This is a genomic window from Desulfoscipio geothermicus DSM 3669 (genome assembly GCF_900115975.1).
Lineage (GTDB): Bacteria > Bacillota > Desulfotomaculia > Desulfotomaculales > Desulfallaceae > Desulfoscipio > Desulfoscipio geothermicus.
Genome location: NZ_FOYM01000034.1, coordinates 23,771 through 35,731 on the forward strand (window position 1 = coordinate 23,771; position 11,961 = coordinate 35,731).

Here is an 11,961-nt window from a genome sequence, read left to right on the forward strand (position 1 = left end):
CGTCCCCCTTACGCTCCGTAGTACCGGGCCTGTTTAAACACATTGGTGGCGGCGGCCAGATGCAGCATCCACCTGGTCATGGTTATCGCCGTAAACATACTGGCCAGGATGCCAATACTCAAAGTCACCGCAAAACCGCGAATTAAACTCTCGCTCAAATAATAAAGCACTGCCGCCGCGATCAAGGTGGTTACGTTGGCGTCGAATACGGCCACGAACCCGCGCTTGAAGCCGGCGTCAATAGCCGAGCGAATACTCTTGCCGGAACGCAGTTCCTCCTTGATACGCTCAAATATAATGACGTTGGCATCCACCGCAATACCCAGCGATAACAGGAAACCGGCAATGCCGGGGAGCGTCATGGTGGCATGAATACCAATGAAAATACCCAGCACGATTAATGCGTAAATTAAAAGGGCCAGGTCGGCAATTAGCCCGGGAACCCGGTAATAAACAATCATAAAGACCAGAATGGCGATAATGCCCACAATGCCGGCGTTAATGGACCGTTCCAGGGAATCCTGGCCCAGTTGCGGCCCCACGGTTCTCTTTTCCAAAACCTCCAGCGGCACCGGCAGCGCGCCGGAGCGCAATAGAACAGCTATGGTATGCGCCTCTTCCAGGTTTTCATAGCCGGTGATCATAGCTTTACCGTTGGTAATGGGTTCTCGTACCACCGGGTTTTGCAGCAACTTATTATCAAGGTAAATGCCGATGGTTTTACCGACATTGGCCGTGGTGGCCTGGGCGAATTTCCGGGTGCCTGCATCGGTAAAGGTGAGGTTTACCTGCACCTGGCCGGAGGTGGGGTCCCGGCCCTCAATGGCGTCCTGCAAATCAGCGCCGGTGATGATGGTTTCGCCGTCCGCCGTTTTAAACTCCAGGTAAGCGGGTTTAATAATGTCGCGGACAGCTTTTTCCGGGTCTGCAACCCCCGCCAGTTCAACGATAATGCGGCGATCACCCTGGCGCTGGATAATCGGTTCCGCCACGCCCAGTTCATTAACCCTTCTTTCCAGCACAGCTTTGGCCCTTCTCATGCTGTCTTCCGTCACTTTGGCGCCCGGCGTATCCTGCGCTTCCAGGACCACGTGCACGCCGCCCTGCAGGTCCAGTCCCAGGGTAATTTCCTTGCCCCACGGTAACCATTTGATATCCTTGAATGCCGGCAGCGGCACCGCTGCTGTTACACCCACGGCTGCTATTACCAGCACAATGGCGGCCAGGGTTAGTATTTTACTCCATCTCATTTGTTTCTCCCCCTTAAATCAATCACAATAATCTGGCTCCGTTGACCACCAGTTCAAAAACGCAGTTCAGAAAAAGCGCCGCTCTTCTGCACAATATCATCCTGGTTAAGAATATTTCAAAGTACTCCATTACAGGGCAAATTTCAATATCAATGGTTAATTCCATGGTGATGGTGCGCTTTTTGTCGTCCACCCAGACAAAGGAATGCTCCACGGCGTAATTGACCCGGTCGTGGATATCAAACGTGGCGATGTCCTGGTTACGCACCCTGGAACGGTGCACGTCCGATTTGTCCGCCAGGATCAACGCGGCGGCAACCGTGTTGACCGGTTGGCCGTACTCCTCCTCGTGGTTGGCGATGGCGGATATCACCATGGCCACCTCATCGGGGTCCATGCCCATTTGCAACAGTATGGGATAAACCAGGGTAGCGCCGGATATACCGTGGTCGTTCCGGCTGACCACATTGCCGATGTCATGCAGGTAACCGGCTATGGCCGCCAGTTCCCCCTCCCGCTTGCTGTAACCCAGCTTGTCCAGGATATTTTTGGCGATACTGGAAACCAGATTGATATGCCGGTAACTGTGCTCGGTAAACCCCATGGCCCCCAGGTATTCATTGCCCTTTCTGATAAAGCTGTCTATTACCGGGTTCTTTTTTACTTCGCTCAGCGTTACCAACTATTGACCTCCTCGCGCGGAGAAATGCCCAAGAAAAAGAGTAGACCGGGTCTACTCCAAAGATGCTAATCTTTGTTATTTTCCCCAGCTTCGCTGGATATTACTTGGGAAACGGCATTTTTTAAAATTTCAATGCGCACGTTGTCCGCCACTCTGAGGATAAAAGTATCGTCCTTTACTTTAACAATGGTACCGTAAATACCGCCGACCGTTACAACCCGGTCATTGACATTCAAGTTGCGCACCATTTCCGCGTGCTTTTTCTGTCGCTGCTGCTGCGGCCTGATCATTAAAAACCAGAGCAGCGCAAATAAACCGACGATATATAAAATACCGATTAAAGACTCATTTGTCATTAAATTACCCCCCTTTCTCCCGATTAGTCAAAACACTTATTATTTCTTTGCCAACGGACATTTCCCTTTTTTTATTTTCACCTTATAAATAAATGTAAAATCCTAGTCGGTTTTAAAACGCCTTAAAAATTTTGTTTTCATTTCGCTGAAATGATTACCGGCTATGGCCGTCCGTATGTCCTCCATCAACCGTAGCACAAACCGTAAGTTATGTATGGTAGTAAGCCTGATACCCAGGACCTCGTTGGCCTTGATCAAGTGTCGGATATAAGCCCGGGTGAAATTTCGGCAGGCGTAACAATCACATTCGGGGTCCAGCGGGCTGAAATCCCGGGCGTACTCGGCATTGCGCACGACCAGCTTGCCATCCCGGGTAAAAACCGTCCCGTTCCTGGCGATCCGGGTGGGCAACACGCAGTCAAACATATCCACTCCCCGGGCCACCCCCTCCAGCAGGCAGTCCGGCGAACCCACCCCCATCAAGTAACGGGGCTTCTCACCGGGCATAGCCGGTATCAGATAATCCAGCACTTCGTACATCAACGGTTTGGGCTCGCCGACGCTCAACCCTCCGATGCCGTAACCGGGAAAACCCATGGCCGATAACTCCGCCGCACTTTTCAGGCGCAGATCCCGGTGCACGCCCCCCTGAATGATGCCAAACAGCGCCTGGTCCTTCCGGTTATGATGCTTCAAACAGCGCCGGGCCCAACTGGTGGTGCGCTCCGTCGCCTTGCGCGTCTCTTCGTAACTGCAGGGATAGGGCGGGCATTCATCGAAGGCCATAGCCACATCCGCCCCCAAGGCCATCTGGATATCCATAGAAATTTCAGGGCTAAAAAAAAGCTCTGAACCATCAATGTGGCTTCGAAAGGTAACCCCTTCATCGGTGATCCGCCGCAAAGGACCGAGACTGAAAACCTGGAAACCACCGCTGTCTGTAAGGATGGGGCCGTCCCAGCGCATAAACCTGTGCAACCCGCCAGCCTCGGCCACCAGTTCGTGGCCCGGCCGCAGGTAAAGGTGATAGGTGTTGCTGAGAACCATTTCGCCGCCCACCTGGCTCACCTCATGCGGAGTCATGGTTTTTACGCTGGCCTGGGTGCCCACCGGCATGAACACCGGAGTCTGCACCGTACCATGGGGCGTTTCAAGTTGCCCCAGCCTGGCCCTGCTTTCCGTGTCTTCTTTAATTACTTTAAAACTTATAGCCATTAGTACTCCTTTTGCGTTCTAAATAATTAGCATAGCGTCACCAAAACTAAAGAAGCGATAGCGTTTACGCACGGCCTCGGCATACGCTTCAAGCATCCTTTCCCGGCCCGCCAGCGCGCTGACCATCATCAGCAGCGTGCTCCGGGGCAGGTGAAAGTTGGTGATCAGCCCGTCTATGACCCGAAAAGTATAGCCGGGATAAATAAATATATCTGTCCAGCCCGACCCCGGCTGAACCGTGCCGTCTTCCCGACCCGCGGTTTCCAGGCACCTGGTCGTCGTGGTGCCCACCGCGATCACCCGCCCGCCCCGGCCCCTCGTTTCATTTATCACCCGGGCCGTCTCCGGTGTAATCTCAAAATACTCGGCGTGCATGCGGTGCCTGGTAATGTCATCTACCTTGACAGGCCTGAATGTTCCCAGGCCCACGTGCAGCAGCACCGTTACAATTTGAGTCCCATTATCCTTAATTGTTTTCAGCAGTTCCGGGGTAAAATGCAACCCGGCCGTGGGCGCGGCGGCAGAGCCGGGCCGGCGGGCATAAACGGTCTGGTAGCGGTTGGGGTCCGCCGGTTGTTTCTTAATGTACGGTGGCAAGGGCATCACCCCCAGCCTATCCAAAATTTGTTCAAATATGCCCTCATATTGAAATTTTATAATGCGGCAGCCTTCATCGGCCACCGCCTCCACAGTACCCCGGAGCTCTTCCCCAAAAATAATGCCGGTGCCCGGCGGAACTCGCCGCCCGGGACGTACGAGCACTTCCCAGGTATGCTCTCCCCGGCGGGTCAACAACAACACCTCTATGGTGGTTCCCGTGCCTTCTTTTTCACCCCACAGGCGGGCGGGAATCACCCGGGTATTGTTTATGACCAGCACGTCCCGCGCGTCAATATACTCGACAATATCTTTAAACAGCTTGTGCTCCGGCGCTCCCCCGTTTTTGGGCAGCACCATCAGCCGTGACTCATCCCGCCTGGGCTCCGGTTCCTGGGCAATCAATTCCTCCGGCAAGTAATAATCAAAGTCTTTGATTTGCAAAAAAGTTCTTCCTTTCGGGGACTACATTCCGTAATTCCCAAGCAGTTCAATGCCTGTATAATAGTATTGCAAAATATCCTGGAAACTATAACCACCGGCCGCCATACCAGCGGCGCCCCACTGCGACATTCCCAGCCCGTGTCCCCAGCCGCTGCCGGTGAAGGTGACCCTGCTGATGCCGCCGTCGGGCCGTAGTTCTTTATGCATAGTGAACATGGCGCTGCGCAGTCCCAGGGCCATGCGCACCCGCTCGGCGTTATAAACTGTTATCCGCTGCAGGTTGCCGTCTATATCCGGACCCGTAATCAGCAGCTTTTTGACCCTATGGCCGGAGCCGGTACGTTCCAGTTCCTGCAAATCGGTAATTGCCGCAAAAATATGGTACTCTTCGGGACGCATAAATTTTTTCAACTGCTGGTTGACGGTATCCGTAAGCTCTCCGGCCGAATAACTCACCGACCAGTTATAATATTTGTCATTCTTGTCAAAGGGGTCTTTTTGCCCCCGAACATAGCCAAGGGCGTCACTGTAGACATCCTCGCTGTTTTCGGTAAAGCCGCCGCTGGAAGAATGGAAAAACGCCGCCACCGGCTGACCGCGATATACCAGCACCAGTCCTCTGGTTTCGTCAACCGCCTTGGTAGTAACTTCATTTTCGACATCGTAGCCCCTGTATATTTGGCTGGCCTGGCTGTCCATGACATCAAAGCCATGGCTGCCGTAACTGCCCAGTTGAGCGATCAAGTAGCTGCGGGCCGCCACCGCCTGAGCTTTTAGTGCCTCCAGGGGAAAGGTGGCCGGCATTTCCGACGGAACAACACCATAAAGATACTGTTCAATGGGCAGTTCATTAATAACCGTTAAACCATCTCCATTCACCCGGATTTCCAGGTTGCCCCGGTAGCGTTTTACCCGGCCTTCTCCCTCCAGGTGCACCAGGTTCAATTGCCCCCGGGGAAGCAGGTTAATTTGCCCGCGGCCGTCAATTACATGCAGACCGGACTGCCGGTCACCGCTTAAATACTGCAAATTTCCACCCATACCCACCACCGCCGCACCGGACAGGGTTTCTTTTTGCAGTAACGATCCATGGCCGCTCAATATACTTCGCCTAACATTTATTTCCTCGGCTTTAATGGGCCCGTTATAAATACCCATTCGATTGCCGTCTCGCAGCACATGTAAAAGCCCGCCGGCGTTCTCGACCGTCCAGTTATGCCCTTCCCGGTCCTCGGCGATCACCTGGCCGGTGTTGGCGTTTATCAGCCTGTAGGCACCGCGCAAGCTGAAAGATACCTGCGGCGCACTATGTGTCAGGCCCACCCTGACAGTTTGGGGAACTACCCGCACATCGCTTTCGGCCTGCGCGGCCGGCCAAAGCAAAACCGCCATCATAAAAACCATCACCAGGAAGCAATATGGATACGCACCGGCAAATTTTTTCCCCGGCATAAAAAAACCTCCCCAGTAACAACATACCGTGGGAAGTTCGACAAAAATAAACTTTTTCCTGCCGTAAAGCAAAAAGTTCATCTTCTGAAGATAAAGTTCAGTAACAAAGTCAAAACAAGGCTTAAAACCAGCATGGTAACAATCGGGAAATAAAAAGTAAAATTTCCCCTTTGAATGAAAATATCACCCGGCAATCTGCCCAGGCCGGTAAATTTGCCCGCCAGCATCAACACTCCGCCGGTGATGACCATGAAGAGTCCAAACATTAAAATCATCTTGCCCAGTCCGTAAAGGGAATTCATCTTTTTCCCTCCATTTTATTTTTTTGCTTTTTCGCTTGGGAGTAATAACGTTCTTTCTCGCTATATATGCAGCCGCAGTATTGCTGCCTGTACATACCCAGCGAGCGGGAAATCTCCGTGGCTTCCCGGTACCCGGGGCGAAAATCTTCATAATAAAACGGTATTCTCTGCTCTTCCCCGATGGCACGACCCAGTTCCGCAATCAAGTCGTGTTTTTGAAAAGGGCTTACCAGCAAAGTAGTGCTAAAGGTGTCAAATTTTCCCCGCTTTGCCACCCTGGCCGCCTGCCGCAGGCGCATAGTGTAACAAAACCTGCAGCGCACAGCTTCCCGGTGCACCACTTCCCTCAGGTACCCTTCCAGGTCGTAATTGTCATCCACGATTACCGGCAAGTCGTTATCCCGGGCATATTGCAGCAGGGTGTCTTTTCGTTTTTGCCACTCGGTGAAGGGGTGGATATTGGGGTTGCTGAAATACCCGTGCACCCGGAGGCCGTTCTCCCGTAATTTTTTCAGCGGGTAAATGGTACACGGTCCGCAACAAGTGTGCAGTAGTATTTTCACTGGCCTTAACTCCTTTATCCCTTGCTTATACAGTCATTGTCCCTGCGCGATTCATTCCGCCTGCCCTGAAAAGAATGTTCAGTGCGGGGCGGGTTTTTCCCCGCAAGTGATGTATCGGAGCGTCGGTAACGGGACTTGGTGAAGCTGAGGTTGCCGAATTGGCAGGACGAATCGCGCAGAAAGCACCGGCATGTCTTGAAAAGAGGAAGCGACTGTTAATAAATAACCAAGTATAACTACCCGTTCTGCGCATTATGCAGGACCGCCAAATTCGGCCCGAAGCGAACCTTAGTCCCGTCGACGCGGAGATTTTGAACGCAGCGGGGAACAACCCGAACTGCACGATTATCATTCCTTGCTGGTGCCGCGGTCATCTTACCACAGTGTAAGCTGTTTTTCCTCAGGTCGTTCGAGACCCAGGTGGTGGTAAGCCGCCGGGGTGGCCACGCGGCCGCGCTGGGTGCGGGCCAGCAGCCCCAACTGCAACAGGTAGGGCTCGTAAACGTCCTCAATGGTGCCCGCCTCCTCGCCGGTGGCGGCCGCAATTGTTTCCAGCCCCACCGGCCCGCCGCCGAATTTGGTTATCACCGCCGTCAGCACCCGACGGTCAGCCTGGTCCAGTCCCAGTGGGTCCACTTCAAAAAATTCCAGCGCCTCCACAGCCACTTCCCGGTTAATTACCCCGTCGGCTTTCACCTGGGCATAATCCCGCACCCGTTTCAAGAGCCGGTTGGCTATCCGGGGCGTGCCCCGAGAACGGCGGGCTATTTCCCCGGCACCGTCACTGTTTATCGGCACTCCCAGTATCCGGGCGGAACGGGTAATGATAACCACCAGATCAGCCGGGCGATAATAATCCAGCCTGCTGATCACACCGAAACGGTCGCGCAGCGGGGAAGTCATTAAACCGGCCCTGGTGGTGGCGCCGATGAGGGTGAAACGGGGCAGGTCGAGCCTGATGGAGCGCGCCCCGGGTCCCTTGCCGATAATGATATCCAGGGCAAAGTCCTCCATGGCCGGGTATAATATTTCCTCCACCGTCCGGCTCAGCCTGTGGACCTCGTCTATAAAGAGAACGTCTCCCTGCTGCAGGTTGGTTAAAATAGCGGCCAGATCCCCAGGACGTTCGATGGCCGGACCCGCAGTGGTGCGTATGTTTACCCCCATTTCGTTGGAAATGATATTGGCCAGCGTGGTTTTTCCCAGGCCGGGCGGCCCGAACAGTAAAACATGGTCCAGCGGCTCGCCGCGCTGCAGAGCGGCTTTGATAAATATACCGATTGTTTCCTTAACCTTATCCTGGCCGATATATTCACTTAATTTACGCGGGCGCAGGCTGGATTCGATATCTGCGTCCTCTTCCCGCAGCCCGGCAGATATTATTCTCTCATTTTTTAAATTTTCCATAACGCATTCCGGGCACACCAACAATCAACCCGGAAATGCCCCTCCTTAATTTACTTGGATTTGTCTAAAAACCGCAAAGCCACTTTAATCAACTCGGGCACATTATCTGTTTTACCCAGCCCCATGGCCTGGCGCACCGCGTCCCGCGCCTCCCCGGCGCCGTAACCAAGCGTTAACAACGCGTCCAGGGCATCATCCGCAAAATTGCCGGGCCGGAATATTTCTTCCTGCTGTGCCGGCTCCGTGATAAAGTTCAATTTTTTAAATTTGTCTTTCAGTTCCAGGATAATGCGCTGGGCAATTTTTTTCCCCACCCCCGGCGCTTTAGTCAGAGCTTCTACGTTTTCCAGGGCAATCGCCCGAGCCAGGTCACCTGGTGCCAGTACCGACAGCAGTGTCAGCGCGGCTCGCGGCCCAACACCGTTAACACCCAGCAGCAATAAAAAAGTATTCAATTCCTCACGGGTCATAAAGCCGTATAGCTGCATATCATCTTCGCGGACAATCATATGGGTAAAAATTTGCACCACATCGTTAGCCGCGGGCAACTTGGCGGCGCACGCAGGAGTTACGTTAACTCTGTAGCCCACGCCGTTTACATCAATCACCACCGCGTCCGGTTCACCCCAGGCCACTTTGCCCTTTAGGAAAGCAATCATAACAACGCCCCCAAACCACTGCTGCTGTTGGCATGGCAGACAGCCACCGCCAGCGCGTCCGCCACATCATCGGGGCTAGGGATCTCCGGCAAGTTTAATAATACCTTGATCATGTACTGCACCTGTTTTTTTTCCGCCCGGCCACGGCCCACCACGGCCTGCTTCACCTGCAACGGCGTATATTGACAAACCGATATCCCGGCCCTGGCGGCAGCCAATAGCACCACCCCGCGCGCCTGCCCCACCACCATGGCCGTACGCACGTTGCGGTTAAAAAACAACTCCTCCACTGCCATATGACCGGGACGGTATTTAATTATCAAATCTTTTAGTTCACTGAATAATATGTTTAACCGCCGTTCCGGGGGCATATCCGCATCACTGCGTATGCACCCGTATTTTACCGGCAAAAAGCTGTTGCCGGCAACATCAATCACACCATAACCAGTGATGGCTATTCCGGGGTCTATCCCCAGTATGCGCATTATTTTCACCCCATTAAATGGTAACATATCAGGACTTATCCGGCAACGCCTGTTCGGTGCCCGTCATCGTTCAATTCATCAAAGTTTTCCAGCAAAACATTTAGTGTCTGTTCATCGGGAAACTCCAGTTTCTCCTGCAGCTTAACTTTTTCCCCGTCACTCAAGCTGCTAAAGTCAGCTGCTTTTCTCAACATCCTCTGGAATTGCTCCGGCAAGTTGTCGATGGCAATATTCCTTTCCACCCGCAATAGAACTTTGTCATAACCCAGGGGACCCTGATAAACAGCCAGTTGCCCGTCATGGATACCCAGGTGCCTGTATTCCTGGTGCATACCGCAAAAGCCGTCAATTTGTCTGGCGATCATCACCTCATCACCCTGAACACTAATTCGCCAACCGTTTTGCCGGGGAAATTTCATTTGCAACCGGTTGTAGTCCAGGCCAATCAGGTCATAAGGCGCAGTCCCCCGGTAATACACCTCCTCATCACCACAGAAAGTATATTCATTAATTTTTTTTACGGTAGTATATGACCTTATCAGAGGGTCCACCCGGCTGCCCGTTACGCTTTCTATAACCGTGGCCACGGGCTTCCTTACCGGATCGCTAACGGAGTTTAATGCAATGTACACCGTAACGGCCACCAGCCCCACCAAAAAAAATGCGGCAAAAATACTGATTATCTTTTTAACCATGACAATACCTCATTCACTTTTTAACTGAATTATTGCCATGTTTTAGTATAAAATAAACATAGGTTGCCGAAAAAGCAACCTACTATTCCTCCACTATTTCAAAATTTGCGTATATATTTTGCACATCATCATGGTCTTCCAGGGCATCCATTAACTTAAGCATTTGCTCTTCCTGTTCGCCGGTGATTACAACCGTGGACTGAGGCAACCGGGTAATTTCCGAATGGATGATTTTTATCCCTTCCACCGCCAAAGTTTCACTTACCTCGTTAAGAATATCCGGCGCTGTGATAACTTCGAAACTATCATCTTCCTCTTTCACATCCAGCGCACCGGCATCAAGCGCAGTCAATAAAAACTCGTCGCTGTCCATATTCAGACCGGATTTTTCAACAACCAGTATGCCTCTGGTGTCAAACATCCAGGAAACGCAACCGGTTTCGCCCAGATTGCCGCCGTATTTGGAAAATAAATGCCGTATTTCACCGGCGGTACGGTTACGGTTGTCGGTCATGATATCCAGCATCACTGCAACTCCCCCGGGACCGTAACCTTCATAAATCAATTCCTCGTAATTTGCGCCACCTAATTCTCCTGTTCCCCTTTTAATGGCGCGCTGGATATTATCGTTGGGGATATTCGCTTCCTTAGCCCTTGCTATGGCGTTTTTCAACCTTATATTGGCCTCCGGGTCACCGCCCCCTTGCCTGGCCGCTATGATGATCTCTTTAGCCAATTTAGTAAAAATTTTTCCCCTTTGCGCATCAACTTTGGCTTTTTTACGCTTTATAGTTGACCACTTAGAATGCCCCGACAATTGATTCAACTCCTTTCCATCTGTTTCATAATGAAGGCTTGGCAGGAAGTTGTTTTTTGTGCAAGCTTTGCAGCGCCAGTTTATCAACAATTTTTCTTACCCGGTCTTCCGCCTGTCCCGTTAATATATATTTGTCTAATTCTTCATAAGCAATGCCCATTTCTTTTTCATCATTTTGACCTGCCCACAGACCGGCGGAAGGCGGTTTGTCTATGATAGGTTGAGGAACGCCCAGGTATTCAGCCAGTTCCACCACCTGCTTTTTAACCAAATTGGCAATAGGCAGCAGATCCACACCTCCATCACCATATTTGGTAAAGTATCCAACCGTTATTTCACTGCGATTACCCGTTCCCACCACCAGGCTCCGCCTTCTGGCAGCATAGTAATATAAGGTAGTCATTCTCAGTCGCGGTTTAATATTGGCTACGGCCAGGTCTTTCTTATACATGTCATAATCTTCGCCGGTGAGCAACTTCACCAACTCTGCAAAAGGTTTGTCCAACTCCACTGTTTTGTACTCTATATCGATTGACTCCGCCAACAACCGGGCATGCTCGGCATCCTGCGGATCACTGTAACAGGGCATGATTACTCCCAGAGTTGTTTCGGGGCATACATTTCGGCATAATGCCGCAGTAACTGCCGAGTCTATTCCCCCGCTCAAACCTACAACAAAACCCCTGGCACCTCTGTCTCTGACCTGCTCTCTTAACCAGCTTTCAATTTTTCCGGCCAGACTGTCAACCATTCTTTCCCCTCCAAATCAAAACATATATGTCAATATGTTTTTATTTCATTATTGCCACATTTATAATCATACAATTCTCTAGCCGAGCAAATCAAGTATTTACCTGCTTATAATTTGTTATGAGGAGGATAATATTTAAAAGCCCCCGGGGATAAATCCGGAGGCTTTCGCAAAATTAATTCCGGCAACGACCTACTCTCCCGGGGACGAACCCCAGTACCATCGGCGCTGGAGAGCTTAACTGCCGTGTTCGGGATGGGAACGGGTGTATCCTCTCCGCTATGGT

General features: G+C 51.9%; 14 protein-coding genes and 1 rRNA gene. All 15 read right to left on the minus strand.

Annotated features, from left to right (window positions below; all coding sequences use genetic code 11):
• Positions 1-8: 8 nt before the first annotated feature.
• On the minus strand, positions 9-1,250 hold the full coding sequence (gene secD, locus BM299_RS16205) for a protein translocase subunit SecD (RefSeq protein ID WP_092486817.1): 1,242 nt from the start codon (positions 1,248-1,250) through the stop codon (positions 9-11).
• A 22-nt stretch (positions 1,251-1,272) separates the two neighbouring features.
• Positions 1,273-1,932: an HD domain-containing protein gene (locus BM299_RS16210; RefSeq protein WP_092486820.1), complete on the minus strand. Its 660-nt coding sequence runs from the start codon at positions 1,930-1,932 to the stop codon at positions 1,273-1,275.
• Between the two features lie 65 nt (positions 1,933-1,997).
• Positions 1,998-2,288, minus strand: coding sequence for a preprotein translocase subunit YajC (gene yajC / locus BM299_RS16215; protein ID WP_092486823.1), 291 nt, complete (start codon positions 2,286-2,288; stop codon positions 1,998-2,000).
• A gap of 102 nt (positions 2,289-2,390) precedes the next feature.
• Positions 2,391-3,503 (minus strand): tRNA guanosine(34) transglycosylase Tgt, encoded by a 1,113-nt coding sequence (gene tgt / locus BM299_RS16220; protein ID WP_092486826.1) that lies wholly within the window; start codon positions 3,501-3,503, stop codon positions 2,391-2,393.
• A gap of 18 nt (positions 3,504-3,521) precedes the next feature.
• Positions 3,522-4,544 carry a tRNA preQ1(34) S-adenosylmethionine ribosyltransferase-isomerase QueA gene (queA, locus tag BM299_RS16225; protein ID WP_092486829.1) on the minus strand — a complete coding sequence of 341 codons (1,023 nt, stop codon included), beginning with the start codon at positions 4,542-4,544 and terminating at the stop codon, positions 3,522-3,524.
• A gap of 21 nt (positions 4,545-4,565) precedes the next feature.
• Entirely contained in the window at positions 4,566-5,996 is a 1,431-nt protein-coding gene (locus BM299_RS16230) for a SpoIID/LytB domain-containing protein (protein ID WP_165608386.1), read from the minus strand.
• Between the two features lie 77 nt (positions 5,997-6,073).
• Positions 6,074-6,298 (minus strand): DUF2905 domain-containing protein, encoded by a 225-nt coding sequence (locus BM299_RS16235; protein ID WP_092486835.1) that lies wholly within the window; start codon positions 6,296-6,298, stop codon positions 6,074-6,076.
• A complete protein-coding gene (locus tag BM299_RS16240; RefSeq protein ID WP_092486838.1) occupies positions 6,295-6,861 on the minus strand; it encodes an epoxyqueuosine reductase QueH in 567 nt (188 codons plus the stop codon). The genes BM299_RS16235 and BM299_RS16240 overlap by 4 nt, the downstream gene beginning before the upstream one ends.
• A gap of 375 nt (positions 6,862-7,236) precedes the next feature.
• Positions 7,237-8,268 carry a Holliday junction branch migration DNA helicase RuvB gene (gene ruvB / locus BM299_RS16245; protein ID WP_092486863.1) on the minus strand — a complete coding sequence of 344 codons (1,032 nt, stop codon included), beginning with the start codon at positions 8,266-8,268 and terminating at the stop codon, positions 7,237-7,239.
• 50 nt (positions 8,269-8,318) lie between these two features.
• Positions 8,319-8,927 (minus strand): Holliday junction branch migration protein RuvA, encoded by a 609-nt coding sequence (gene ruvA, locus BM299_RS16250; protein WP_092486841.1) that lies wholly within the window; start codon positions 8,925-8,927, stop codon positions 8,319-8,321.
• Complete coding sequence (gene ruvC, locus BM299_RS16255) at positions 8,924-9,412, minus strand: crossover junction endodeoxyribonuclease RuvC (protein ID WP_092486845.1); 489 nt, start codon at positions 9,410-9,412, stop codon at positions 8,924-8,926. The genes ruvA and ruvC overlap by 4 nt, the downstream gene beginning before the upstream one ends.
• A gap of 35 nt (positions 9,413-9,447) precedes the next feature.
• Entirely contained in the window at positions 9,448-10,107 is a 660-nt protein-coding gene (locus BM299_RS16260) for a hypothetical protein (RefSeq protein ID WP_092486848.1), read from the minus strand.
• Positions 10,108-10,189: 82 nt separating this feature from the next.
• Complete coding sequence (locus BM299_RS16265; RefSeq protein WP_092486851.1) at positions 10,190-10,924, minus strand: YebC/PmpR family DNA-binding transcriptional regulator; 735 nt, start codon at positions 10,922-10,924, stop codon at positions 10,190-10,192.
• Between the two features lie 25 nt (positions 10,925-10,949).
• Complete coding sequence (nadE, locus tag BM299_RS16270; RefSeq protein ID WP_092486854.1) at positions 10,950-11,675, minus strand: NAD(+) synthase; 726 nt, start codon at positions 11,673-11,675, stop codon at positions 10,950-10,952.
• A gap of 179 nt (positions 11,676-11,854) precedes the next feature.
• Positions 11,855-11,961: ribosomal RNA gene (gene rrf / locus BM299_RS16275) — 5S ribosomal RNA — on the minus strand; the annotation flags it as partial.